We start from the raw sequence: 21,793 nt of genomic DNA on the forward strand, positions 1-21,793 counted from the left end.
CTAAGCCCCCACTTTCGGAGTGATGGTGTAACCACGCGCTGACTCAAGGCGAACCTTTAGATCAGTGGTGAGCGCTCCAATTTTTCGGACTTTCAGACACCCTGCTCGCTCAAGATTTTTTACTTCTTTGAACATCGCCTGCTTGGTACAGCAGCAGAATTGGCTAAGAACATCATTATCGAAAATTCGTTCACCCTCACCATCACAACTGCCATTAGACAAGATACGCATCATAATCAGGCGCTGTAGCGGGTTATCGAACGGGTATTCGAAAACGAAACTTGATGGGGAAAAATAGATTTTACCGTTCATGCGGCACCTGCCCAGCCAATAGCTTGGAATATCCCCATTTTCGGGTGATACCAACGTGTGCCGCGTGGTTCCGCTTCGGACATCATCTTGCGAAATGCAGCCATGAAATCAGCTTCCAAGACGATAGCCATCGGGCGTGGCTGTCCGTCAGGTGTCATGATGGTGATGGTGTCTGTGGGGATGCGGCACGCATTAACAAGATTCTTGCACTTGGGAACGGTCATGCCGGATTTGGTCTTAAGCAGTGAATAACCCGCCCAACCAACCGGAATGGAACCACGTTTGATTTTCTCGATGGTTTCGGTAACAGCTACCACCCGATCCTCAACATGATTCAGGCGGCGCTCTTGTTCGAGGTTAGCCATTGCCATTGCCGCGATAAGTTCAGCTTGTGATTTTGGGCGACAACGTTCTTCTTCCAGTTCACGCCAGCGATCAACTAAACTTGCTGTGAACTCTGGGCAGAGTTGAGCTACTACTACAATGCTGTCACGCTTGCCTTGGTCGCCTTCAAATACGTACATCCATTCTTGCTGCTCTAATCCTAACCCATTGATTCTTGCACAAACCTTTGTCTCAGGGCGGTGGATAACACCGCGATCTGCTAATCGCTCAATAGATACTTTGACGTTATCAGGGCGAGAGCCAACCAGGTCAGCGATCTCTTTATGGGTCATTGATGGCTTATTGTTAATCAACTGATTCATACCGCTACCTCTTGGCTGATTGCTTGAAGGAAAGTGATTTTTGCACCATGGTAAGGCGGTAATTTCGGTGTGAATTCTTTGCACAATCGAGCAAGAACCACGGCAATATCATGCTGCGCACCAGCACCCTCAAAAAAATAAACAGTACGCTTAACTGTAAAACCCAAGTTGTTGACATACCCAACGAGGCGGATGGCTGGGGCTTGAATAGCGCCTCGACTCGCCAATCGCTCAATGCTTCTCTTGGCATCATAGTGACGAGCATCTGCCAGTTCTGCGATTGCGAGACTGTCCATAGGGAGTTTATTAATCAGGTTATTCATCACTGCCTCCTGTTGTGAGTTAGTCTTGGGTAGGAGCTGAACGGTAGAGAGATTCGTCGTATGCCAACTTTCCATCGGTAAGCTGACTCAAACGGAGGGCGTTCTTTTCAGGGATGATGTTTCCCCACTGACAAACCGCCTGCTCTGATATGCCAAGCTTTTCAGCCGTGCTACGCTGTGTTCCGAAAAACGTGATGACATCATTTTTTTTCATTGCAGAATTCGCCTCATTAAAGTTTAATTTAATTCTGCATTTAAATTTAAATTAAGTCAAACGGGGTTAGAATACTTTCATGAAAAAAGAAACCGATAAAATCAGCGTAGGACTCAGGATCAAGCAGCGTCGTACTGCCCTTGGGTTTACTCAAAGTGATGTCTCGCGCTTAATGGGTGTGTCCCATGTAGCCATATCCCTATGGGAGAGAGGTGATGCCGAACCTAGCGGAGCAAAATTACATAGTCTTGCGGATGTTCTAACTTGCGATCCTGCATGGTTGCTATATGGAGAATCCTCAGCACCAGCTCCAACATCAAATGAGCAAGGGTTAAGCCAATACGAGAGGGAATTGCTGGATCTAGTGTCCCAACTTCCAGCTACAGAAAAAGATAAATTGATTGATTACATTAAGGATAAGGTTGTTTTTTATGACAATCTATTCATGGAACTCAAAGATTCAAGAAAGCGCAAAGGTAAAGAGTAAACCCTCCAATCAGCTTACCTAGGGGTACGCAATTAACCGCTTACCCCTAGCTTCATTATACGACCACCTCCAATTCACTTAAAAATCATAAACTTGAAAATTAATTAAATTAAAATTAAATTTAACCTTGAATTTAAGTTTAATTTAATTAGAATCAACTCTATCACTTAAGCACAAAACGATAGAGGGGTTGGGAAATGTTAAACTTCAGCGAAGAGATTGAAAGAGCCATGTTCATGGCTCGTCAAATTAATATCCTGCAATCATTAAGCATCACTCAGTCACAGGATGATCGTCCATTCCTCGATGAGTTAATTATTGATAAATCATCAGAACTCAACTCTAAATTACTTTACATACTTGAGTCGTCAAAAACCACCACCCAGCCACGCACCTAATAACGAGGTAGATATGATCAGAGCTCAAGACTTGTTTATTGACTCAAGCCACATCAAGAAACAACAAGAGGACTTAAAAGATATTTCAAGTATTGCCGGTTCAACAAGAGAATGTTTCATTGATGGATTCAAGGCTATTGGCAATCTAATGTTTTGGGCCTGTGATAATGAAAAATACCCCGATAATGAAATGCGCGGTGATATGGCTAATATAGGTCTTTTATTAACTCGCGGCTCAGAAGTTATCGAAGCAATTATAGAGATTGAAGATATAACTGAATTTTATTCAAAAAAAGAAACCGGTGAGGCTAAATCATGAATAACGTGACATGTCACAGCAATGCGGCTCTGGTAATGACGCCAATCGAATACCAGAGCCTAGCCTTAAATAACTTCAGCGATGACATTAATAAGGTTGAAGCGGATTCTATCTTAACGGTATTCATCTTTGCAACCATTAAGCGCTCTGACGTTAAAGCTAAGCCAGTCATGATGCGAGTAACTGCCCGAAGCTATAAAGAAGCTCGGCAACAATTGATTCGCGATTACGTTATTTCATTCGCGGGTAAAGTTCCAGTTCGGGAGGTGAATCATGGCGCATGAAATCACATTAGAAAAAGCGGAAGAAATGGCGTATCAGGCTGAGTTAGTTTGTCTCTTGCTTGAGAGTCACCCCCGTGAATTACAGAGTGGTGATGTCTCAGCCATTGCAAGCCTATTAGCAAAACTAACGGGTCATGTTGGCGGGTGGTTACGGGAAGAAATGGCACAGAGGGCAGCTAATCGTGAATAAGGTAGATAATCCATGCACCGACCAAGCATTGACTGATGTACTGAGTGATATCGCGGTGTATCTGGAAGCGGCGCAAAGGCTAACTCAAGACCCCGGGCAAGGCGTTCAACTGGCAGATTGCATCATTAGCTACTGTGCTGATTACGCTAAAACTATGGCTGGACGTGCTGCGCTGGAAGGAACTGACCATGAAATCTAATCAATTGGAAGATGTCACCCATCAGGTAAAGCAAGCGCAAGCGGTCTTGGCAATGTGGCTTGAACTTGCCACTAGCAACAAGAACGATGTATCTGACAAGATCGGCGCAATCATAACGTTATTAGACGGCGTTCCAGAAGTGATGATCGCAGCTAATAGTAAACTAGCCGATTACGATTATGAGAAATATAAAGAAGGCAAAAAATGAAACCTGAAAAAATTGATTACGAACGAATGGGTGATAATTTCATTGTCGATGATGGCGGTATAAATCGTGCATTAATAAAAGTGCTCGCACAAATATATATTGTTAATCGCCACGGTGTTTATAAGCGCTATCTAAGCCGTAGTGCTGCAATTAATAAATTAGCTCAAGTTATGGCAACCTCTGTTTATCAGCGCCTTGGATTGCCTATACGTGAAGATGATGTTTATGACACTGAGCGCAAGGCATGGATTCGCGGTGACTTACTTCATGATTATATCCACTGCCGTGAAAGAGCAGTTCATCATCTTCGTCGCCTGTTAGCTAAACAGCGCAAAATCGATAAATGGAACAAAGAATATCAGCGATGGGTTGAAACACGTGACGAGTTATATAAACGCAAACCTTATTAATTAAGTAATCGTAAAAAATATTAACTATGGCCTTCGGGTTAGGACTACCTACACCTAAAGGCCGAAAAGTAAGGTAATTCAAATATGAGCAACATTGAATTAATTAATAAGAGACGCAAGCACATTGTTGACGCAAAGCTCGAATCCATGATGCGCAAAACAAATAGCCATTGCGTCATTGTCAGCTTGAAAGATGGCGGCATGTACACCGTGGAATTATCCGAGAGAGTACTGATCGAAGCCTTAATAGATTTCGAAGCGGAAATTTACGGGGAATACAAACGGCTCGAAGCTGGGGAATTCATTATTAACACCTATGACAGCTTCTTATCTAAAAGCAGCGATCACCTTACCGAGGTGGGAAAAGATTTCATGAATTCACTCGTTAAAAATATTGCCGAAATGGCTAAAGCAAAAGGAAAGGCAAAGTGAACCTATCAGGAAACCGAATCCCGCTTCGGATCTACATCGGGGCCACTCAGATTTTAAACCGGTACCGCCGTGGAGCCGTTCGCCCTCGCCGCACGTATCAGTATGGCTATCTGTCTTTACGCATTACCCACCGCTGGCGGTTGTTATCGAAAGACGGTGGGCAGCACTGGGAGGCCATGAGCCACCAGCGATACAACAAAGAATTGGGGGTGTAGGTGATGGGAATAAGCAAAGCAAACAACCAGGAGCGCATTGATGTTGGGTCGCTACTGACGATTACAGACCACCTTGAGGCATTGAATGTTGCTAACGCCACTCTGGACAGAATTGAGTCACAACTAACTAAAGCCAGTGATAAGGCCAGTGATTGGTATATCCGAGCCACTACCGCACATAAAACGTGGCATTGGATCAGGACTCAGATTTGCGGGCAGCTATCTGTTTTAAGGCAGAAGGAAAAAGAAAGGAATATCAATCTGCATATTTCGAAAGACCACTTTTTGATTCAAGCATTACGGCAACGGGTAACAGCGGAAGAATTTGAACAGTGCGTTCTGATTGCTAATGAAAAGGCCACTTCGGTGCATAGCGGGTTTATTCAGGATAATGAGGACTAACAAAATGAGTCAGTTAATTAGCACCAATAGCAATAATCCAATGATGGGAAGCCGTGAAATAGCGGTGGTAGTCCTTAAAGAACACAAAGAAGTCTGTCGTGATATTCGCGTCATGCTTGTGCAGCTTTACGGGGGCGAAGAGAAGGACTACATCCGTAGCGCAAATCTGCTCAACCTTACGAATCAAGGGGTTAGTTGCGTTCATTACGATATGAATAATCCTAATGCCTGGGAATACTTTCTTGACTTTGAACACTCGCAATGCCTTGCGACTGGCTATGACGCCCTCCGTCGTATGTCGATGGTTAAACAATGGCGAACTATGAAGGAAGAACTGGAGCAACCACGCATCGCAGTACAGTCAGCACCCCAGGAAAACAGCATGAACAATGACATTCTTTCCCTGGCTCGCGTTGTGGCAGAAGCAACCGCATCGGCAACCATGAAGGCGGTGATCGATATTGTTGGTATTCAAAAGTATCAGCCAGTAGCTGAACCAATTGTAGCTATCGCGCCACCAGCACCAGAAGCCTTGCAGGTCAGCCACCACACGCCAGATAGCGGACAATCTGAATATGCCCTTGTGTCTGATCTGTCGTGGGCTTGTGGGTTATCAGATGATGCCTGCCGCCGATTGACTACGTTCTCGAAGCTACCTACCCGCCTGACCAATGGTGAGCGAGGCCATTTACTGATTCACCGTGATTCGTTTATGTCGGCAGCTCAAACCTTGCTTGATGAGTCCACACCACCCACCGGCAAACTTAAGCGCTGGCAGCATCCAGAGTTCGGCGGCTTCACCTTGCGCCTGAAATCTGGAAATAACGATGGGGAGAAGGCTCAATGAATATCAGCTATATCGATCATGGCGTAACCGCATCACTGACACTTACTAGCTGGTTGCCTCATGTTCGCCAGCATAACCGCTGCGTGGATGTTGTTTTGCTGCGTATCGGCAGTGTTCAGGCAAAAAATAAAGGCTTCATTCGTCGCACAACCGTTATTACCGGACGTACGCCGCTGATCATGCATGCCTATAAGGTGGTTCTGGCTGAGGTGAAACGATGATTTGGGATGAAAATTTAACTACTGAAGAAAGTCATCAATATGCCCTCTGCTGGATTAGCGAAGCATTCATTATTCATCAAACGGCAATTCACAGGCGGCCTGTTTATCGCCATAAATTTGGAGATATATCTCTAACTTTTATTGGTTTGCGCGGTTTGATTGATGGGTATCTAGAGCAGGCTGGAAAATCACTTTTCCAGCGAGGTGCTTATTACGTGTCACTTATCGATTGGGAAGCCAAAGAAAAACCACAGCATGGACTTCTGTTTGATCAGGGCAATATACCGCCGCTTACAGAGTTTGGTTTGAAGTGGATTACCTGTCAGCTCGACCAATTCGGAGACATGGTGCAGGACCTCGGGGTAGATAAAGCCGCTCAATTGATGGGGGTAACAATCGATGACTGATAGCAACATTTTCCAACTGGCTAACATCATCAAATCAGCCGGCAGTGATCCAGGTGATATCACAACCGCTATCTGGGTAGCTCACTACCGTAAGCCAGAACGCGGTGCGGATGAAATTACTGATTTGACGATGAACATTATCGGTAACCACTGCATGGATTTTCTACCTCCAGATGTCTGGCCGGAAACGTTGGATGGAGTGCTTAAATTTGAACTTGGTGTGTTGGTTGATGAATTCTACTCGGTAAACCCACTTCCGGGCAAAATCGCTAAAGCAGTATTGGCAGCCGGTTACCGTCTGAATGAAAACATTGCAGCACAGGAAGCTACCGAAAGAGATATAGCGGTCGATGAAATGCACGTCATGTATGTCAATGCGCCTGATACCACCAGCGTTCGACAGTACCTTGAAATGCTATATGACGCCGGGTATCGCAAGGGGGCTACCAATGGGTAAGCAAGCCGATATTCATGACACCGAAGTGCGGGCCACTGTGATTGTTGACGATGGGTGCGACTGGACTAAATACCTTAACTGGTTAGCCAAAGCAAAGTACCGCATCCGAAACGGGATAAATGAAGCGCCACCAGCTAGACCACAAGTAGCACCGGTAAGTTTCAAGTCGATTAATCAGCCCCGTAAAAAGGGCTATCGAGTGGTTCAGAAAGCGATAGGGGCGGTGTGAAAATGGGAATGATTAAAACCAATAATCCAACGATGCTACAGCTCAAAAGTTTAATGACTGTCACATACGGATTTTCCCGTTGGCATGTTGCCTGTGCTGTTGAAGCGTACCGAGATGAGCCATCGATTGACCCCACATCAGCCTCGTATATCTATGCTGGACGGGCCATGAAGCAAGGCATCAAAGATGGTGAGATTGATAAATTGCATAACGGTGGCCGCTATTATTGCTTCGTGGAGGTGAAACCGTGAAATTTAAATGTACAGGCAAGTGGAACGGTGAACCATTCGAGCGCATTACCGAAGCGGAAGATGAAGCTGATTGCTACGGGCATTGGCACTGGTGGGCGGCAATGGGTGAAGCCACTATTACTGATTTTGTTATGGAGGTATGCGCCAATGACTAACAAAAAATCATTCGAAGAATGGGCCATAACCGATCGCGATATGTGGATCACTTTCCAGCATGACGGCACCGCTAAATATTATGCCAAGTCAGCATGGCAAGCGGCCACCAAAACACCGGTTATCCTCCCTCCAATGATTGATATCACTGGTCTGGAGGGTGAACACCTGAACGCCGCGAACCATTTCAACGCCGCCATTGCTATGTGCTCTATAGCGATCCGGCAGGCGGGCTATCCGTCAGAGTGTTCAACAATGTTTTACCCACCTAACAAAGAGGTGTCAGATGGCTAGAACACAGACACTTAAGGACTGGGCCGCTGATGAGTTCGATGAACCCATCCCCAGCTATCCCACATTACTAAAATATGCACAACATGGCATGATATCGCCGCCACCTTTTAAAGCTGGCAGGTGCTGGCGGGTTGACAAGAATGCCCGATTCGTCGGTGTGACCGTCAAGCCGGTAGTGAGAAAAGATGATGACCCACGCTTGAAGAGGATAATGGAAGATGGCCAGACCTCGTAAGTACAACATAAATGTACCAGGTCTATCGTGCTACACAGACGCCAGAACCAAAAAGGTCTACTGGCGTTATAAGCACCCTGTATCAGGGAAATTTCATGGGTTAGGTGATGATGAGGCAGCGGCAAAGGCTATCGCTATTGAAGCTAATAGTCGCTTTGCTAGTCAGCAAATGGGGCAATTACTAAAGGCGCGAGATGAAATCAGTCTCAAAACCGGTAAGGCCATAACGGTAACAACTTGGTTAGATCGTTATCTCGCAATCCAGCAAGAACGTTACGATAGTGAGGAAATAAAACTCAACACACTTAAGCAAAAAAGTGCGCCTGTTGAGGCATTCAGGCGTCATTGTGGAATGTTGCTCCTTCCTGATGTTGGGGCTAGAGATATAGCTTCTGTAATTGAAGAATATAAAGACAAAGGACAAAAACGGATGGCGCAGGTTGTCCGGATGGTTCTTATCGATGTGTACAAGGAGGCCCAGCACGCCGGGGAAGTTCCACCTGGTTACAATCCGGCGTTGGCCACCAAGCAGCCAGCAAACAAAGTTACCCGTGTTCGTTTGAATTTTGATGAATGGGAATCAATTTTTAATGCCGCCGCTAATATGCAAGGTTATATCCAAAATGCAATGCTCCTTGCTTTGGTTACTGGTCAGCGTTTAGGGGATATCGCTGACATGAAATTTAGCGATGTTTGGGATAATCACCTCCATATCGTGCAAGGAAAAACTGGCACCAGAATAGCAATACCAATAAGCCTGAAGTGTGAGTCTGTTGGTTATACGCTGCAAGATGTTATCGCACGATGCCGTGACATGATAGTCAGCCCATACATGCTTCACTATCACCATACAACATCAATGGCTAAGCGCGGGGGGCAAGTATCAAGTAATGCGATCACTACGGGCTTCTCATCAGCAAGGGATAAAAGTGATTTGGATTGGAAAGACGGCACCCCACCAACATTTCACGAACAACGATCATTATCTGAGAGGCTATATCGCGAACAAGGGGTAGACACTAAGACATTGCTTGGACATAAAAACCAAGCGATGACCGACAAATATAATGATGACAGAGGCAAAGAATGGATAGTTTTAGCTGTGTAATTTGGGTTGTTTTTTGTACGGTTTTGCAGAAGGGTTTTGCAGGAGTTTTGCAGAAGAAACATAAGAAGGTTGAAAAAATCACGGAAGCCGAAGCCTCCGTGAGATATTGCACTAATCGTGCAATTACATGTGCTGAATAATGGCGTCGCCAAATTCACTGCATTTCAATAGTTTAGCGCCATCCATTAAGCGCTCGAAATCATAAGTCACAGTCTTGGCCTGAATTGCGCCTTCGGTGCCTTTGATAATCAAGTCGGCCGCTTCGAACCAGCCCATATGACGCAGCATCATTTCTGCGGACAGAATAATTGAGCCAGGGTTCACTTTATCCTGACCCGCATATTTTGGCGCAGTGCCGTGTGTGGCTTCAAACAAAGCACACTCGTCACCAATGTTGGCACCTGGGGCAATACCAATACCGCCGACTTGTGCAGCTAATGCATCAGAAATGTAATCGCCGTTCAGGTTCATACAGGCAATAACATCATATTCAGCAGGACGCAGCAGGATCTGTTGCAAGAAAGCATCAGCAATGACGTCTTTCACAATGATATCTTTGCCATTGTTTGGGTTTTTGATTTTAACCCAAGGACCACCATCGATCAGCTCACCACCAAATTCCTCGCGCGCTAACTGGTAACCCCAGTCTTTGAATGCGCCTTCGGTGAATTTCATAATGTTGCCTTTATGAACCAGAGTGACTGATTCACGATCATTGGTAATAGCGTACTCAATCGCTGCACGTACCAAACGTTTAGTCCCTTCTTCCGAGCAAGGTTTTACACCAATACCACATTGCTCAGGGAAGCGAATTTTCTTCACGCCCATCTCTTCACGCAGGAACTTGATGACTTTCTCAGCTTCTGGTGAACCGGCTTTCCATTCAATGCCCGCATAGATATCTTCTGCGTTTTCGCGGAAAATCACCATGTTAGTCAATTCAGGATGTTTTACCGGGCTAGGAGTCCCTTCGTAATAACGAACTGGGCGCAGGCACACATACAGGTCGAGTTGTTGACGCAAAGCCACATTCAGAGAACGAATACCACCACCCACTGGCGTGGTTAGCGGGCCTTTAATTGCCACACGGTAATCACGAATCAGATCCAATGTTTCTTCTGGCAACCAAACATCTTTACCATAAACATGTGTTGATTTCTCGCCGGTGTAGATTTCCATCCAGGAGATTTTACGCTCACCTTTATAGGCTTTCTTAACCGCAGCATCCACCACGTTGATCATGGCTGGAGTCACATCAACACCAATGCCGTCACCTTCAATAAATGGAATGATCGGATTATGCGGAACAACCAGTTTACCCTGAGCATCGACAGTAATTTTCTTACCTTCTGCCGGAACAACTACTTTGCTTTCCATCAACCTCTCCTTCAGCGCAATTTTGTTAATGCCTTGTAAGATTCGTGTCAATACTACTTGAATATTCGTTCCACGCCAATCCGAAACGGATTGAGGTATAATGCGCTAATCATTCGGAATCGCAATAATCATGAATAAATTCTCTGTTAAAAATCACAACGTTAACCGATTCAGCACCAAGACGCCGGCTAAGTCGGGGAAGCCTATCGCCCCGCGGAGAGTACTGTTATTCAACAAGCCTTTTGACGTATTACCTCAATTTACTGATGAGTCCGGGCGCACAACATTGAAGGAATTTATCCCCTTTAATGATGTTTATGCCGCTGGTCGGCTTGATCGTGATAGTGAAGGTTTGCTGGTATTAACCAACGATGGAAAATTACAAGCCAAACTCACCCAGCCCGCGCAGAAAACCGGGAAAGTCTATTTCGTCCAAGTAGAAGGCGTACCTGGAGATGATGCGTTGGCTCAACTCCGACGGGGAATAACCCTAAAAGATGGCCCTACTTTACCTGCCGGGGCTGAGTTGGTTGATGAGCCAGAGTGGTTGTGGCCACGAAATCCACCTATCCGGGAGCGTAAAAATATTCCGACAACTTGGGTAAAGATCACACTTTTTGAAGGCCGTAACCGACAAGTTCGCAGAATGACAGCCCATGTTGGCTTCCCAACTCTGCGCCTGATACGTTTTAGTATGGGAAATTTGAGCCTTGGCAACCTACAGCCCGGCGAATGGAAGGAGATAAACCATGTTTAAGCCGCACGTAACTGTCGCTTGTGTTGTACATGCTCAAGGGAAGTTTTTAGTGGTCGAAGAGACGATTAATGGGAAAAAATTATGGAATCAGCCTGCTGGTCATTTGGAAGCAGATGAGACTTTACTGCAAGCCGCAGAGAGAGAACTGTGGGAAGAAACTGGCATTCGTGCTATCCCACAATCTTTTCTGCGCATGCATCAATGGTTAGCGCCGGACAAAACACCATTTTTACGTTTCGCTTTTGTCGTAGAATTGGCAGATCAATTGCCGACCGAACCGCATGACAGCGATATTGATTGTTGTCTGTGGCTCACCGCCGATGAAATATTACAGGCGCCTAACTTACGCTCCCCTTTGGTTGCGGAAAGTATCCGCTGTTACCAGCAACCAGAGCGTTATTCCCTTGATCTGGTTGGCACATTTAATTGGCCTTTATAAAAGACAGATTTGATTTACTCAGGTAATTTGGCCAAAGCACCGATTCTGCGATGCGCGCAGACAACCAACGTGATAAAATCCGGCGCTTGTTTTTATAATGCTTTGTTTGCCGCGCAATGTAATACGGATAATCCGTATTTGGCACACCCGGCGTTTAAGTTAGTGAGACTCCCATGTCAGATAACAGCCAGAAAAAAGTCATCGTCGGTATGTCCGGCGGTGTTGATTCTTCCGTTTCCGCCTACCTGCTCCAGCAACAGGGTTACCAAGTTGCTGGTTTGTTCATGAAGAACTGGGAAGAGGATGATGACGAAGAGTATTGTTCAGCAGCGACCGATCTGGCCGATGCTCAAGCAGTATGTGACAAACTGGGCATGGAGTTGCACACCGTCAATTTTGCAGCAGAATACTGGGATAATGTGTTTGAACTGTTCCTGGCAGAATATAAAGCTGGGCGCACTCCCAACCCCGATATTCTGTGCAATAAAGAAATTAAATTTAAAGCTTTCCTTGAGTTTGCAGCCGAAGACTTGGGCGCAGACTACATTGCTACCGGCCATTATGTTCGTCGCCAAGACGTGAATGGTAAAAGCCGCTTGTTGCGCGGTTTAGATGGCAATAAAGATCAAAGTTACTTCCTTTATACTTTGAGCCACGAACAACTCGCCCAAAGTTTGTTCCCTGTGGGCGAGTTAGAGAAACCAGAAGTTCGCCGCATCGCTGAACAATTAGAACTCGTTACCGCGAAGAAAAAAGATTCCACCGGCATCTGCTTTATTGGTGAGCGCAAATTCCGGGATTTCCTGGGGCGCTATCTGCCAGCTCAACCCGGCCCAATTATGACTGTAGATGGTCAGCATATGGGTGAACATCAGGGCTTGATGTACCACACGCTAGGCCAGCGTAAAGGTTTAGGCATCGGTGGTACTAAAGACGGTGGTGATGACCCGTGGTATGTCGTAGACAAAGACGTGGCTAATAACATTTTGTTGGTTGCTCAAGGGCATGAACATCCACGTTTAATGTCTGTTGGCCTAATTGCCCAACAGCTACATTGGGTTGACAGAGAACCGGTCACGGCGGCTTTCCGCTGTGTAGTGAAAACCCGTTATCGTCAACAAGACATTCCTTGCACCGTGACGCCACTGGATGACGATCGCGTTGAGGTTCGGTTTGATGACCCCGTTGCGGCGGTCACGCCGGGACAGTCTGCGGTCTTCTACCAAGGTGAGGTCTGTCTTGGTGGTGGTATCATTGAAGCGCGTTATCCACTGACCGACTCGGTAATCAACTAAATCAGTCATCAGAACGTTTACAGGAGTGATCGTGGCGAAAAATTATTACGATATTACGTTAGCACTGGCGGGGATCTGCCAGTCTGCTCGCTTAGTACAGCAATTGGCTCATGAAGGCCAATGCGATAATGATGCATTGAACACGGTACTGGGCGGGCTGCTACAAACCAATCCGCCTTCAACCTTGGCGGTATATGGTGGAAACGAACAGTCTCTGAAAATGGGATTGGAAACATTGCAAAGTGTCTTAAACGCCAACCGTCAGGGGCCGGCTGCTGAACTCACTCGCTATACCCTAAGTTTGATGGTGCTGGAAAGAAAGCTCCATGCCAACAAGTCAGCCATGAATACCTTAGGAGATCGTATTAGTCAGCTTGATCGCCAGTTGGCACATTTCGATCTTGAATCCGAAACCATGATGAGTTCGCTGGCGGCGATTTATACTGATGTCATCAGCCCGCTTGGCCCGCGCATTCAGGTGACAGGTTCACCTGCTATTTTACAAAGCACATTGGTGCAGGCAAAAGTCCGTGCTGCCCTGCTGGCGGGTATCCGTTCTGCCGTGCTTTGGCAACAAGTCGGCGGAAGCCGTTTGCAGTTAATGTTCTCGCGAAATCGTCTGTTTAAACAGGCGCAGAGTATTCTTGCTCATAATTGAAATCTGATCTCAGGAGTTGCCACCGATGGAATTATCCTCACTGACCGCCGTTTCCCCGATTGATGGACGCTACGGCGACAAAGTCAGCGCACTGCGCCCAATCTTCAGCGAATTTGGTTTGCTGAAATTCCGTGTGCAGGTCGAAGTACGTTGGCTGCAAAAACTGGCCGCCTGTGCAGAAATCAAAGAAGTTCCCGCTTTTGATGCAAACGCAAACGCTTACCTTGATAAGATCGTGCAAGAATTCAATGAGCAAGATGCGCAACGCATTAAAACCATTGAACGCACCACTAATCACGATGTGAAAGCGGTTGAATACTTCTTAAAAGAAAAAGTAGAAAGCATCCCGGCACTGCACGCCGTATCAGAATTTATTCACTTCGCATGTACGTCAGAAGATATCAATAACCTGTCCCACGCCCTCATGTTGCAAACCGCGCGTCAGGATGTGGTATTACCGATGTGGCGTCAGATTATTGATTCAATTAAAGCGCTGGCACATCAGTACCGCGACTTACCACTGCTGTCCCGAACTCACGGTCAACCCGCAACACCATCCACTATTGGTAAAGAACTGGCGAACGTCGCTTACCGCATGGAACGCCAGTTCAGCCAGTTGTCGCAAGTAGAAATCTTAGGGAAAATCAACGGCGCTGTAGGTAACTATAACGCTCATATTGTTGCTTATCCTGAAGTTGATTGGCATCAGTTCAGTGAAAGTTTTGTGACATCACTTGGGATCAACTGGAACCCATACACGACACAAATCGAACCTCACGACTACATAGCTGAATTGTTTGATTGTGTTGCTCGTTTCAATACCATTTTGATCGATTTTGATCGTGATATCTGGGGCTACATTGCACTGAATCACTTTAAGCAAAAAACTATCGCTGGTGAAATTGGTTCAAGTACTATGCCGCACAAAGTAAACCCAATCGACTTCGAAAACTCCGAGGGCAATCTTGGGTTATCAAATGCAGTACTCGGTCATTTGGCCAGTAAATTGCCGGTTTCACGCTGGCAGCGTGATCTGACTGACTCCACTGTGCTGCGTAATTTAGGTGTGGGTCTGGGTTATGCCGTGATTGCCTATCAGGCAACCATGAAAGGTATTAGCAAGCTGGAAGTCAACGAAGCGCACCTGTTGGAAGAATTGGATCATAACTGGGAAGTTCTGGCTGAACCAATCCAAACAGTAATGCGTCGCTATGGCATTGAAAAACCTTATGAAAAACTGAAGGAGTTGACGCGTGGAAAACGTGTCGATGCCGCAGGTATGCAGGCATTTATCGATAGCTTGGCTTTGCCAGAAGTAGAGAAGACTCGCTTAAAGGCAATGACCCCAGCCAATTATATTGGTCGTGCCACAACGATGGTCGATGAACTGAAGTAATGTTGTAATCTTAAACACAGGTGGCAGATCAATGTCACCTGTGTATCCCCTCTCTTTTCTTATTCCTTTACGTACTGCCCCTGTTTAGCCCCGGTTTAGCCGTTATCATTGATAATATCGGCAATGTCAAAAGGACGTTACAACCGCAGGAGCTATTATTTTTATGTTGAAGCAAACACTACTTTCCGTTGCCCTGATGGGTACCTGTACTGCCACAATGGCGGCTGATTACAACTACGTAGCAGGTGGGTTGCAATACGGTTCCATCAGCAGCAATTCGCGTTTCGACAAGCAATTTGACCAAAGTAATTACAGCCATATCGGCAAACGCGACATGGGTGGGCTTTACCTGAACGGCGGTTATGGTTTTGATAATGATCTATTTATTGATGCTCGCATCAGCAGCATTGCCAATAATGATCGTGGGCTTGCCGAAGCCGTCCTTGGCCTGGGCTACCATTTTGCTTTCTCTCCTAATGTTGATTTTTATACCTTAGTGGGTGGCAGTCGCCACGCAATGGTATTTGATGCCAGCAAAGATGGTAAAAAGACTAATACGTATAATAGCGCTACCGGTGAAGTCGGAATTAAAAGCAAGTTATCACAGGATATTGGTCTGGATGTTGCCTACCGTTTAGCGAACTATGATGGCCGTGCATTCCATGAAGCACGAGTCATGACAGATTATTCGCTAACACAAAATCTTGCTGCTGAAGTCGGTTATACCTACCATAATTGGAAAGTGAACGATCAGGCAATGCAAGTAGGTTTACGTTATAACTTCTAAGTCACTGTTTTAATTTTGACTTGTCGGGTAATATTAAATTACCCGACTAACGAATATCGAGGAATGTGGTATGCGGGTTCTGGTTGTTGAAGATAATGCTTTGTTGCGTCACCATCTTACGGTGCAAATGCGTGAAATGGGCCATCAAGTTGATGCTGCAGAAGATGCCAAAGAGGCAGACTATTTCTTGCAGGAACATGCTCCTGATATCGCAATTATCGATCTTGGCTTACCGGGTGAGGATGGATTGAGTCTTATCCGCCGCTGGCGTAGCCATCAGACAAACCTACCCATTCTAGTGTTGACCGCAAGGGAAAGTTGGCAAGATAAAGTCGCGGTACTAGAAGCCGGTGCAGATGATTACGTGACCAAGCCTTTTCATCTGGAGGAAGTCATCGCACGGATACAGGCTTTGATGCGACGTAATATTGGCCTCGCATCACAAGTTATTGAATTCCCTCCTTTTCAGATTGATCTCTCTCGCAGAGAACTGTGCGTTAATCAGCAACAAATTAAACTGACAGCTTTCGAGTACACCATTATTGAAACGCTTATTCGCAATGCTGGTAAAGTGGTCAGCAAAGATACATTAATGCTGCAACTGTATCCGGATGCCGAGCTGCGTGAAAGTCATACTATTGATGTATTAATGGGCCGTTTGCGTAAAAAACTGCAAGCAGAACATGAAGGCGAAGTGATTATGACCATCCGTGGTCAGGGATACCGTTTTGACGCCAACTAGACACCATGTTCAGAAAAAATAGCAAACCATTCTCCCTTCGTGCACGTTTTCTTATGGCGACAGCCGGTGTCATTTTAGCGCTGTCGCTATCTTATGGTATGGTCGCTGTAGTGGGTTATATTGTCAGCTTTCAAAAAAATACTTTTAGTGCGCATCGCAGTGAAAGTAATCTGTTTTTCAGTCTGGCTCAGTGGCATAACAATAAACTCAGCATCTCGGTCCCCCCAGAACTCGAACTGAACATTCCCACACAGGTTCTGATTTACGATAAAGATGGCAATATCCTATGGCGTCAACGCCATGTACCTGAACTTGAATCTCACATCGAAAAAAGCTGGTTGCAAAAACCGGGCATTCACGAGCTTGATACTGGAACTCATATCAGCAGTATGATGCTAGGGGATAATCCCAAGGCCCAAGATCAGCTAAAAAAATACGATGACACCGACAGCAGCGCATTAACCCACACTGTTTCGGTTAATACTTATCCAGCAACGTCCCGCTTACCACAACTGACTATTGTGGTCGTCGATACCATTCCACAGGAATTACAACGTTCAGACTTGGTTTGGAACTGGTTCAGCTACGTCCTACTGGCTAACTTATTGTTAGTATTACCATTACTGTGGTTAGCCGCATATTGGAGCCTCAGGCCAATTAAAGCTCTCGTCAGTCAGATAAGTCAGTTAGAAAAAGGCGAGCGTGAACAGTTAGATGAGAATCCACCGCGTGAATTGCAAAGTTTAGTGCGAAATCTCAATATTTTGCTCACAAATGAACGCCAACGTTATACCAAGTACCGCACAACACTATCAGACCTAACTCATAGCCTCAAAACCCCACTAGCAGTGTTACAAACAACGCTTCGCTCTTTACGTACCGGTAAACAGACCACCATTGAAGAAGTAGAACCTATCATGCTTGAGCAGATAAGCCGTATTTCTCAGCAGATTGGCTATTACCTACACCGTGCTAGTATGCGTTCCGAACATAATGTCCTCATTCGTGAAATTCACTCTGTGCCCGCGCTGCTAGACAGCCTATGCAGTGCACTAAATAAGGTTTATCAGCGCAAAGGCGTAGTACTTACACTGGATATCTCACCCGAGGTGACTTTCCTTGGTGAGCAAAATGACTTCATGGAAGTCATGGGAAATGTACTGGAAAATGCTTGCAAGTACTGCCTCGAATTCGTCGAGATAACCGCCCTGCACTCTGAAAAACAACTTACCATTGTCGTTGACGACGATGGACCGGGTATTCCCGAAAGTAAACGACAGTTAATCTTTCAACGAGGCCAGCGCGTCGATACTTTACGTCCAGGGCAAGGGCTTGGGCTATCTGTTGCCGCAGAAATTATTGAACAGTATCAAGGTAAGATAACCATCACTGAAAGTCCTTTGGGCGGTGCCAGAATGATGGTGACTTTTGGCCAGCAACATGATTATCACACTGATTAATAAAATTTGCCTGTCAGCCCCTGATACTGTTGGCTGGCATCCGTTATAATCACTGGCAAGCTCACCCCTATCTGGAATAAACATGGATTACCAACTCGATCTCGACTGGCCTGATTTTCTGCAACGCTATTGGCAGAAACGCCCTGTTATCCTCAAACGTGGCTTTAAAAACTTTATTGACCCACTTTCGCCTGATGAACTGGCTGGCTTGGCGATGGAGAATGAAGTAGATAGCCGTCTGGTTAGTCATGAGGAGGGTCGCTGGCAAGTCAGTCATGGTCCATTTGAGAGCTTTGATCATTTAGGTGAAACCAACTGGTCTCTTCTCGTGCAAGCAGTTGATCACTGGCATGAGCCTGCCGCCGCATTAATGCGCCCATTCCGCCCTCTGTCAGACTGGCGCATGGATGATTTAATGGTCTCCTTCTCAGTACCTGGTGGTGGTGTTGGCCCACACTTTGACCAGTATGATGTCTTTATTATTCAAGGTACTGGCCGTCGTCGCTGGCGAGTCGGCGAAAAAACAGAAATGAAGCAGCATTGTCCACACCCCGATTTGCTGCAAGTAGGGCCTTTCGATGCCATTATTGATGAAGAAATGGAGCCGGGTGACATTCTCTATATCCCACCAGGTTTTCCACATGAAGGCTATGCGCTTGAAAATGCGTTGAATTATTCGGTTGGTTTCCGTGCACCTAATGCACGAGAACTGGTCAGTGGTTTTGCCGACTATGTGCTTTCTCGTGAGCTAGGCAGCTACCGCTACAGCGATCCTGATTTGCAATTGCGGGAACACCCAGCAGAAATTAAGTCACAAGAGGTCGATAAACTACGGACGATGATGTTGGAGTTAGTCCAACAACCAGAAGATTTCCAAAGCTGGTTTGGTGAATTTATTTCTCAATCTCGCCATGAATTGGACCTTGCACCACCTGAGCCACCATATCCGGCTGGAGATGTATATCAATTACTCTTGCAAGGTGAAGAATTACAACGACTTAGTGGTCTTCGTGTGCTGCGCATTGGCAACCAATGCTTCGTTAACGGTGAGTTAATTGACACACCACATTTCCAGGCAGCAGATGCACTGTGCCAGCACTTCAGTGTTGATGCAGAAAAACTCGGTGACGCGCTGGAAGACCCTTCATTCTTGGCAATGTTAACTGCGTTAGTGAATAGTGGTTATTGGTATTTTAACGACTAATATCTCCAGCTTACGATGCAAAACGCCCCGATAAACGGGGCGTTTTTAATTACACAACTAATCTCATGCCTCTTTGGCTCGTCTAGCGGTCAGTTCGGCAATTCGCATGATAACCGCAACTGCTTTCTCCATCCCCTCCAGCGTAATAAACTCATGTTTACCATGGTAGTTATAACCGCCAGTAAAGATATTCGGGCAAGGTAGCCCCATGAAAGACAACTGTGCACCATCAGTGCCACCGCGGATCGGCTTCATAATTGGCGTAATATCACAATCGCGCATCGCCTGCTGCGCCAGTTCAATAATATGCGGGTGCTTAATGATATGCTCACGCATATTGTAATAACTATCATCCATAACGATTTCGATATAGCAGTCTCGGTGTAAACCTTTACCTACCCGCTTGGCGATATCGACCATATTTTTCTTGCGTGCTTCAAAACCATCACGGCTAAAATCTCGCACAATGTAGTGCATTTCTGCACGCTCAACGGTACCTTTAATACTTTGTAGATGATAAAAACCGTCATAGCCTTCGGTACATTCTGGGGTTTCATCTACCGGTAATTCCTGATGGAAACGGGTTGCCAATGATAACGCATTCACCATAACCCCTTTGGCTGTGCCGGGATGAACATTATTCCCCACAATTTTTATTGTCACTGATGCCGCATTAAAGTTTTCAAATTCCAGCTCACCGACGCCACCGCCATCTACGGTATAGGCCCACTGAGCATCAAACTCCTCCACATTGAAGAAACGCGCACCTTTCCCCACTTCTTCATCTGGCGTAAATGCAATGCGGATATTCCCATGAGGGACATGACTGTGCTTTAGGCGCACCATCGCGGTAATAATCTCGGCAATACCGGCTTTATCATCGGCACCCAGTAACGTTTTACCGTCAGTGGTAATTAAAGTGTGTCCAAGTAACTGATGTAGCACTGGGAACATGACTGGAGACAGCACTTCATCCCCCATTCCCAAGGCAATGTCGCCACCACGATAGTTTTCAACAATCTGTGGATTAACATTTTTACCCGAGAAATCGGGAGAGGTATCAAGATGGGCAATAAAGCCAATGGTGGGGACCGGCCAGGCAACATTGGCAGGCAAAGTTGCCATTACGCAGCCATGGTCGCTCAAGCTAACCTGAGAAAAGCCCAACGCCTGTAACTCATGTTGTAACGCCTGAGCAAGCTTACGCTGCCCTTCAGTGCTCGGCACGGATTTTACATTGGCTTTTGCTTGTGTATCAAAAGAAACATAGTTGAAAAAGCGGTCGAGTAATTTGTCCATGGTTCCCACCCTCATAATAGTGAATATCATTATGGGGAAGTGATCATGATCAAATATTGCGTCAGGTCAGCTTTAGACAAACTTAAGCCAGAATAATAAGGTGCAATGCAGAAAACTCTGCCGGGTGATTTATTCATCAACCGACAGAGGATATTGCTTATTTATACATCAACCTGACTTAAATATGCCAATTAAGCAGGATAAATTAATCGCCCTGACGATTCTCCCCCCGCGTGGTGAGAAACTCACGCACATATTCCGGCACCACTTTACTGGCTAAACCATAATGTTTTTCATCAAACTGACTTTCCACCTGACTGGGTTCCAGATTCAACTCGACAGTATGAGCGCCATGCAAACTTGACTCATGAACAAACCCAGCAGCAGGATAAACGTGGCCGGAGGTTCCAATCGAAATAAAGAAGTCAGCCTCAGCCAGTGCCTTGTAAATTTCATCCATTCCCATTGGCATCTCACCAAACCACACAATATGTGGCCGAAGCGGCGAAGGGAATTGACAACAATGGCAACGTTCCTCAGGACTGAGGTCGCCAGGCCAGTCCAACACTTGACCAGACTGCGTGCAACGCACTTTCAGTAACTCACCATGCATGTGAATAACTCGCTTACTACCGGCTCTTTCATGCAAGTTATCAATGTTTTGTGTCACTAGCACAAAATTATCACCTAGCACTGCTTCCAAATCAGCCAGTGCGAAATGGGCAGCATTTGGTGCAATCTCCGGCTGCTGTAGCTGGCGGCGGCGCGCATTATAAAAAGACTGAACTAGCTCAGGATCCCGACGATACCCTTCAGGCGTGGCCACATCTTCCACCTGATGCTCTTCCCACAAACCATCAGCAGCACGAAAAGTTCGAATACCGGATTCTGCCGAAATACCGGCACCAGTAAGAACCACCACAAACGGTTTCTTCATTTCAGATGTTACCGCACTGTCTCGATGAAAAATGCGGGAGCGAAAACGTTGATGCCGCAAATGCTTATTCTTGCGAAACCGACATAGCCGATGGCGAATGCGCATAACTTTTTCCTTTTTTGATACCCTTTCAACTCAAC

37 protein-coding genes are annotated in these 21,793 nt (G+C 46.0%); 30 read left to right on the forward strand and 7 right to left on the reverse strand.

Translation table 11 applies throughout. The features are described from left to right. The 4 genes from HUZ92_RS02770 to HUZ92_RS02785 are packed head-to-tail and all read right to left on the reverse strand — an operon-like array spanning position 1 to position 1,556. On the reverse strand, positions 1-312 hold the full coding sequence (locus HUZ92_RS02770; protein WP_145579668.1) for a transcriptional regulator: 312 nt from the start codon (positions 310-312) through the stop codon (positions 1-3). After that, the gene (locus HUZ92_RS02775; protein ID WP_049611592.1) at positions 309-1,019 is read right to left on the reverse strand and encodes a Rha family transcriptional regulator; all 711 of its coding nucleotides are present in this window, start codon (positions 1,017-1,019) and stop codon (positions 309-311) included. Before HUZ92_RS02775 ends, HUZ92_RS02770 begins: the two co-directional genes overlap by 4 nt. Next, entirely contained in the window at positions 1,016-1,342 is a 327-nt protein-coding gene (locus HUZ92_RS02780; RefSeq protein WP_049611589.1) for a hypothetical protein, read from the reverse strand. Before HUZ92_RS02780 ends, HUZ92_RS02775 begins: the two co-directional genes overlap by 4 nt. Before the next feature lie 19 nt (positions 1,343-1,361). Next, positions 1,362-1,556: a Cro/CI family transcriptional regulator gene (locus HUZ92_RS02785; protein ID WP_049611585.1), complete on the reverse strand. Its 195-nt coding sequence runs from the start codon at positions 1,554-1,556 to the stop codon at positions 1,362-1,364. Between the two features lie 79 nt (positions 1,557-1,635). On the opposite strand from HUZ92_RS02785, the gene HUZ92_RS02790 reads away from it, so the two are divergent. The 21 genes from HUZ92_RS02790 to HUZ92_RS02885 all read left to right on the forward strand — a co-directional run bounded on the left by HUZ92_RS02790 (position 1,636) and on the right by HUZ92_RS02885 (position 9,302). Beyond that, positions 1,636-2,043, forward strand: coding sequence for a helix-turn-helix domain-containing protein (locus tag HUZ92_RS02790; RefSeq protein WP_049611583.1), 408 nt, complete (start codon positions 1,636-1,638; stop codon positions 2,041-2,043). 197 nt (positions 2,044-2,240) lie between these two features. Continuing rightward, positions 2,241-2,441 (forward strand): hypothetical protein, encoded by a 201-nt coding sequence (locus HUZ92_RS02795; RefSeq protein ID WP_049611580.1) that lies wholly within the window; start codon positions 2,241-2,243, stop codon positions 2,439-2,441. 13 nt (positions 2,442-2,454) lie between these two features. After that, complete coding sequence (locus HUZ92_RS02800; protein ID WP_050875580.1) at positions 2,455-2,760, forward strand: hypothetical protein; 306 nt, start codon at positions 2,455-2,457, stop codon at positions 2,758-2,760. Further along, the gene (locus HUZ92_RS02805) at positions 2,757-3,044 is read left to right on the forward strand and encodes a host cell division inhibitor Icd-like protein (protein ID WP_072098916.1); all 288 of its coding nucleotides are present in this window, start codon (positions 2,757-2,759) and stop codon (positions 3,042-3,044) included. The genes HUZ92_RS02800 and HUZ92_RS02805 overlap by 4 nt, the downstream gene beginning before the upstream one ends. Beyond that, positions 3,034-3,234: a hypothetical protein gene (locus tag HUZ92_RS02810; protein WP_145579669.1), complete on the forward strand. Its 201-nt coding sequence runs from the start codon at positions 3,034-3,036 to the stop codon at positions 3,232-3,234. The genes HUZ92_RS02805 and HUZ92_RS02810 overlap by 11 nt, the downstream gene beginning before the upstream one ends. After that, entirely contained in the window at positions 3,227-3,433 is a 207-nt protein-coding gene (locus HUZ92_RS02815) for a hypothetical protein (protein WP_050075097.1), read from the forward strand. The genes HUZ92_RS02810 and HUZ92_RS02815 overlap by 8 nt, the downstream gene beginning before the upstream one ends. Beyond that, the gene (locus tag HUZ92_RS02820; protein ID WP_050156824.1) at positions 3,423-3,641 is read left to right on the forward strand and encodes a hypothetical protein; all 219 of its coding nucleotides are present in this window, start codon (positions 3,423-3,425) and stop codon (positions 3,639-3,641) included. The genes HUZ92_RS02815 and HUZ92_RS02820 overlap by 11 nt, the downstream gene beginning before the upstream one ends. Continuing rightward, positions 3,638-4,051 carry a hypothetical protein gene (locus HUZ92_RS02825; protein WP_145579670.1) on the forward strand — a complete coding sequence of 138 codons (414 nt, stop codon included), beginning with the start codon at positions 3,638-3,640 and terminating at the stop codon, positions 4,049-4,051. Before HUZ92_RS02820 ends, HUZ92_RS02825 begins: the two co-directional genes overlap by 4 nt. 84 nt (positions 4,052-4,135) lie before the next feature. Continuing rightward, a complete protein-coding gene (locus HUZ92_RS02830) occupies positions 4,136-4,483 on the forward strand; it encodes a hypothetical protein (RefSeq protein WP_145579671.1) in 348 nt (115 codons plus the stop codon). Next, positions 4,480-4,698, forward strand: coding sequence for a ParE family toxin-like protein (locus tag HUZ92_RS21070; protein ID WP_145579672.1), 219 nt, complete (start codon positions 4,480-4,482; stop codon positions 4,696-4,698). The genes HUZ92_RS02830 and HUZ92_RS21070 overlap by 4 nt, the downstream gene beginning before the upstream one ends. A 3-nt stretch (positions 4,699-4,701) precedes the next feature. Then, on the forward strand, positions 4,702-5,100 hold the full coding sequence (locus HUZ92_RS02835) for a hypothetical protein (protein ID WP_145579673.1): 399 nt from the start codon (positions 4,702-4,704) through the stop codon (positions 5,098-5,100). 4 nt (positions 5,101-5,104) lie between these two features. Then, positions 5,105-5,947, forward strand: coding sequence for a Rha family transcriptional regulator (locus HUZ92_RS02840; RefSeq protein WP_145579674.1), 843 nt, complete (start codon positions 5,105-5,107; stop codon positions 5,945-5,947). Then, a complete protein-coding gene (locus HUZ92_RS02845; RefSeq protein WP_145579675.1) occupies positions 5,944-6,168 on the forward strand; it encodes a hypothetical protein in 225 nt (74 codons plus the stop codon). Before HUZ92_RS02840 ends, HUZ92_RS02845 begins: the two co-directional genes overlap by 4 nt. Beyond that, complete coding sequence (locus tag HUZ92_RS02850) at positions 6,165-6,575, forward strand: hypothetical protein (protein WP_145579676.1); 411 nt, start codon at positions 6,165-6,167, stop codon at positions 6,573-6,575. Before HUZ92_RS02845 ends, HUZ92_RS02850 begins: the two co-directional genes overlap by 4 nt. After that, complete coding sequence (locus HUZ92_RS02855) at positions 6,568-7,032, forward strand: hypothetical protein (RefSeq protein ID WP_145579677.1); 465 nt, start codon at positions 6,568-6,570, stop codon at positions 7,030-7,032. Before HUZ92_RS02850 ends, HUZ92_RS02855 begins: the two co-directional genes overlap by 8 nt. Further along, the gene (locus tag HUZ92_RS02860) at positions 7,025-7,261 is read left to right on the forward strand and encodes a hypothetical protein (protein ID WP_145579678.1); all 237 of its coding nucleotides are present in this window, start codon (positions 7,025-7,027) and stop codon (positions 7,259-7,261) included. The genes HUZ92_RS02855 and HUZ92_RS02860 overlap by 8 nt, the downstream gene beginning before the upstream one ends. Positions 7,262-7,263: 2 nt before the next feature. After that, on the forward strand, positions 7,264-7,512 hold the full coding sequence (locus HUZ92_RS02865; RefSeq protein WP_049611539.1) for a hypothetical protein: 249 nt from the start codon (positions 7,264-7,266) through the stop codon (positions 7,510-7,512). Then, positions 7,509-7,667 (forward strand): hypothetical protein, encoded by a 159-nt coding sequence (locus tag HUZ92_RS02870; protein WP_087819040.1) that lies wholly within the window; start codon positions 7,509-7,511, stop codon positions 7,665-7,667. The genes HUZ92_RS02865 and HUZ92_RS02870 overlap by 4 nt, the downstream gene beginning before the upstream one ends. Then, entirely contained in the window at positions 7,660-7,959 is a 300-nt protein-coding gene (locus HUZ92_RS02875) for a hypothetical protein (protein WP_145579679.1), read from the forward strand. The genes HUZ92_RS02870 and HUZ92_RS02875 overlap by 8 nt, the downstream gene beginning before the upstream one ends. Then, positions 7,952-8,194, forward strand: coding sequence for an excisionase (locus HUZ92_RS02880; RefSeq protein WP_050879232.1), 243 nt, complete (start codon positions 7,952-7,954; stop codon positions 8,192-8,194). The genes HUZ92_RS02875 and HUZ92_RS02880 overlap by 8 nt, the downstream gene beginning before the upstream one ends. Further along, positions 8,178-9,302, forward strand: a complete 1,125-nt coding sequence (locus HUZ92_RS02885; protein ID WP_050879233.1) for a phage integrase Arm DNA-binding domain-containing protein — start codon at positions 8,178-8,180, stop codon at positions 9,300-9,302. The genes HUZ92_RS02880 and HUZ92_RS02885 overlap by 17 nt, the downstream gene beginning before the upstream one ends. 123 nt (positions 9,303-9,425) lie before the next feature. On the opposite strand, the gene icd is transcribed toward HUZ92_RS02885, so the two are convergent. Further along, positions 9,426-10,679, reverse strand: coding sequence for an NADP-dependent isocitrate dehydrogenase (gene icd / locus HUZ92_RS02890; protein ID WP_019209643.1), 1,254 nt, complete (start codon positions 10,677-10,679; stop codon positions 9,426-9,428). A gap of 130 nt (positions 10,680-10,809) precedes the next feature. Here icd and rluE point away from each other — a divergent pair, with 130 nt between their 5' ends. The 9 genes from rluE to HUZ92_RS02935 all read left to right on the forward strand — a co-directional run bounded on the left by rluE (position 10,810) and on the right by HUZ92_RS02935 (position 19,417). Next, entirely contained in the window at positions 10,810-11,436 is a 627-nt protein-coding gene (rluE, locus tag HUZ92_RS02895) for a 23S rRNA pseudouridine(2457) synthase RluE (protein ID WP_050097299.1), read from the forward strand. Continuing rightward, complete coding sequence (locus tag HUZ92_RS02900) at positions 11,429-11,875, forward strand: NUDIX hydrolase (RefSeq protein ID WP_050295351.1); 447 nt, start codon at positions 11,429-11,431, stop codon at positions 11,873-11,875. Before rluE ends, HUZ92_RS02900 begins: the two co-directional genes overlap by 8 nt. 173 nt (positions 11,876-12,048) lie before the next feature. After that, the gene (gene mnmA, locus HUZ92_RS02905; RefSeq protein WP_050097295.1) at positions 12,049-13,170 is read left to right on the forward strand and encodes a tRNA 2-thiouridine(34) synthase MnmA; all 1,122 of its coding nucleotides are present in this window, start codon (positions 12,049-12,051) and stop codon (positions 13,168-13,170) included. Positions 13,171-13,201: 31 nt separating this feature from the next. Continuing rightward, a complete protein-coding gene (hflD, locus tag HUZ92_RS02910) occupies positions 13,202-13,828 on the forward strand; it encodes a high frequency lysogenization protein HflD (RefSeq protein ID WP_050097294.1) in 627 nt (208 codons plus the stop codon). A gap of 25 nt (positions 13,829-13,853) precedes the next feature. After that, entirely contained in the window at positions 13,854-15,224 is a 1,371-nt protein-coding gene (gene purB / locus HUZ92_RS02915; RefSeq protein WP_145579680.1) for an adenylosuccinate lyase, read from the forward strand. A 163-nt stretch (positions 15,225-15,387) separates the two neighbouring features. Next, positions 15,388-16,011, forward strand: a complete 624-nt coding sequence (locus HUZ92_RS02920) for a YPO1635 family putative outer membrane beta-barrel protein (protein WP_050097292.1) — start codon at positions 15,388-15,390, stop codon at positions 16,009-16,011. A gap of 70 nt (positions 16,012-16,081) precedes the next feature. Continuing rightward, positions 16,082-16,753 (forward strand): two-component system response regulator PhoP, encoded by a 672-nt coding sequence (gene phoP, locus HUZ92_RS02925; protein ID WP_050097289.1) that lies wholly within the window; start codon positions 16,082-16,084, stop codon positions 16,751-16,753. Between the two features lie 5 nt (positions 16,754-16,758). Further along, a complete protein-coding gene (gene phoQ, locus HUZ92_RS02930) occupies positions 16,759-18,213 on the forward strand; it encodes a two-component system sensor histidine kinase PhoQ (RefSeq protein WP_050097288.1) in 1,455 nt (484 codons plus the stop codon). 82 nt (positions 18,214-18,295) lie between these two features. Continuing rightward, positions 18,296-19,417 carry a ribosomal protein uL16 3-hydroxylase gene (locus HUZ92_RS02935; RefSeq protein ID WP_050097286.1) on the forward strand — a complete coding sequence of 374 codons (1,122 nt, stop codon included), beginning with the start codon at positions 18,296-18,298 and terminating at the stop codon, positions 19,415-19,417. Between the two features lie 63 nt (positions 19,418-19,480). Here HUZ92_RS02935 and pepT read toward each other — a convergent pair whose 3' ends face one another. Together pepT and cobB are read right to left on the reverse strand one after the other, a co-directional pair. After that, the gene (pepT, locus tag HUZ92_RS02940) at positions 19,481-20,716 is read right to left on the reverse strand and encodes a peptidase T (protein WP_050097285.1); all 1,236 of its coding nucleotides are present in this window, start codon (positions 20,714-20,716) and stop codon (positions 19,481-19,483) included. Positions 20,717-20,921: 205 nt separating this feature from the next. Next, a complete protein-coding gene (cobB, locus tag HUZ92_RS02945) occupies positions 20,922-21,758 on the reverse strand; it encodes a Sir2 family NAD+-dependent deacetylase (RefSeq protein ID WP_050097283.1) in 837 nt (278 codons plus the stop codon). Between the last annotated feature and the right edge of the window lie 35 nt (positions 21,759-21,793).

It is taken from the genome of Yersinia vastinensis, assembly GCF_902726565.1.
In the GTDB taxonomy this organism is placed as follows: Bacteria; Pseudomonadota; Gammaproteobacteria; order Enterobacterales; family Enterobacteriaceae; genus Yersinia; species Yersinia vastinensis.

Bases quoted from the DNA above. Each gene is read 5' to 3' on its own strand.
- HUZ92_RS02775 (WP_049611592.1), bottom strand. From the start codon at position 1,019: ATGAATCAGTTGATTAACAATAAGCCATCAATGACCCATAAAGAGATC.
- HUZ92_RS02810 (WP_145579669.1), top strand. From the start codon at position 3,034: ATGGCGCATGAAATCACATTAGAAAAAGCGGAAGAAATGGCGTATCAG.
- purB (WP_145579680.1), top strand. From the start codon at position 13,854: ATGGAATTATCCTCACTGACCGCCGTTTCCCCGATTGATGGACGCTAC.
- HUZ92_RS02845 (WP_145579675.1), top strand. From the start codon at position 5,944: ATGAATATCAGCTATATCGATCATGGCGTAACCGCATCACTGACACTT.
- phoQ (WP_050097288.1), top strand. From the start codon at position 16,759: ATGTTCAGAAAAAATAGCAAACCATTCTCCCTTCGTGCACGTTTTCTT.
- rluE (WP_050097299.1), top strand. From the start codon at position 10,810: ATGAATAAATTCTCTGTTAAAAATCACAACGTTAACCGATTCAGCACC.
- mnmA (WP_050097295.1), top strand. From the start codon at position 12,049: ATGTCAGATAACAGCCAGAAAAAAGTCATCGTCGGTATGTCCGGCGGT.
- HUZ92_RS02855 (WP_145579677.1), top strand. From the start codon at position 6,568: ATGACTGATAGCAACATTTTCCAACTGGCTAACATCATCAAATCAGCC.
- HUZ92_RS02900 (WP_050295351.1), top strand. From the start codon at position 11,429: ATGTTTAAGCCGCACGTAACTGTCGCTTGTGTTGTACATGCTCAAGGG.
- HUZ92_RS02770 (WP_145579668.1), bottom strand. From the start codon at position 312: ATGAACGGTAAAATCTATTTTTCCCCATCAAGTTTCGTTTTCGAATAC.
- HUZ92_RS02850 (WP_145579676.1), top strand. From the start codon at position 6,165: ATGATTTGGGATGAAAATTTAACTACTGAAGAAAGTCATCAATATGCC.
- HUZ92_RS02805 (WP_072098916.1), top strand. From the start codon at position 2,757: ATGAATAACGTGACATGTCACAGCAATGCGGCTCTGGTAATGACGCCA.
- HUZ92_RS02820 (WP_050156824.1), top strand. From the start codon at position 3,423: ATGAAATCTAATCAATTGGAAGATGTCACCCATCAGGTAAAGCAAGCG.
- HUZ92_RS02840 (WP_145579674.1), top strand. From the start codon at position 5,105: ATGAGTCAGTTAATTAGCACCAATAGCAATAATCCAATGATGGGAAGC.
- HUZ92_RS02885 (WP_050879233.1), top strand. From the start codon at position 8,178: ATGGCCAGACCTCGTAAGTACAACATAAATGTACCAGGTCTATCGTGC.
- HUZ92_RS02825 (WP_145579670.1), top strand. From the start codon at position 3,638: ATGAAACCTGAAAAAATTGATTACGAACGAATGGGTGATAATTTCATT.
- pepT (WP_050097285.1), bottom strand. From the start codon at position 20,716: ATGGACAAATTACTCGACCGCTTTTTCAACTATGTTTCTTTTGATACA.
- HUZ92_RS02830 (WP_145579671.1), top strand. From the start codon at position 4,136: ATGAGCAACATTGAATTAATTAATAAGAGACGCAAGCACATTGTTGAC.
- HUZ92_RS02795 (WP_049611580.1), top strand. From the start codon at position 2,241: ATGTTAAACTTCAGCGAAGAGATTGAAAGAGCCATGTTCATGGCTCGT.
- HUZ92_RS02835 (WP_145579673.1), top strand. From the start codon at position 4,702: ATGGGAATAAGCAAAGCAAACAACCAGGAGCGCATTGATGTTGGGTCG.
- phoP (WP_050097289.1), top strand. From the start codon at position 16,082: ATGCGGGTTCTGGTTGTTGAAGATAATGCTTTGTTGCGTCACCATCTT.
- HUZ92_RS02780 (WP_049611589.1), bottom strand. From the start codon at position 1,342: ATGAATAACCTGATTAATAAACTCCCTATGGACAGTCTCGCAATCGCA.
- HUZ92_RS02875 (WP_145579679.1), top strand. From the start codon at position 7,660: ATGACTAACAAAAAATCATTCGAAGAATGGGCCATAACCGATCGCGAT.
- HUZ92_RS02865 (WP_049611539.1), top strand. From the start codon at position 7,264: ATGGGAATGATTAAAACCAATAATCCAACGATGCTACAGCTCAAAAGT.
- HUZ92_RS02880 (WP_050879232.1), top strand. From the start codon at position 7,952: ATGGCTAGAACACAGACACTTAAGGACTGGGCCGCTGATGAGTTCGAT.
- HUZ92_RS02935 (WP_050097286.1), top strand. From the start codon at position 18,296: ATGGATTACCAACTCGATCTCGACTGGCCTGATTTTCTGCAACGCTAT.
- icd (WP_019209643.1), bottom strand. From the start codon at position 10,679: ATGGAAAGCAAAGTAGTTGTTCCGGCAGAAGGTAAGAAAATTACTGTC.
- HUZ92_RS02920 (WP_050097292.1), top strand. From the start codon at position 15,388: ATGTTGAAGCAAACACTACTTTCCGTTGCCCTGATGGGTACCTGTACT.
- HUZ92_RS02785 (WP_049611585.1), bottom strand. From the start codon at position 1,556: ATGAAAAAAAATGATGTCATCACGTTTTTCGGAACACAGCGTAGCACG.
- HUZ92_RS02790 (WP_049611583.1), top strand. From the start codon at position 1,636: ATGAAAAAAGAAACCGATAAAATCAGCGTAGGACTCAGGATCAAGCAG.
- HUZ92_RS02860 (WP_145579678.1), top strand. From the start codon at position 7,025: ATGGGTAAGCAAGCCGATATTCATGACACCGAAGTGCGGGCCACTGTG.
- HUZ92_RS02800 (WP_050875580.1), top strand. From the start codon at position 2,455: ATGATCAGAGCTCAAGACTTGTTTATTGACTCAAGCCACATCAAGAAA.
- cobB (WP_050097283.1), bottom strand. From the start codon at position 21,758: ATGCGCATTCGCCATCGGCTATGTCGGTTTCGCAAGAATAAGCATTTG.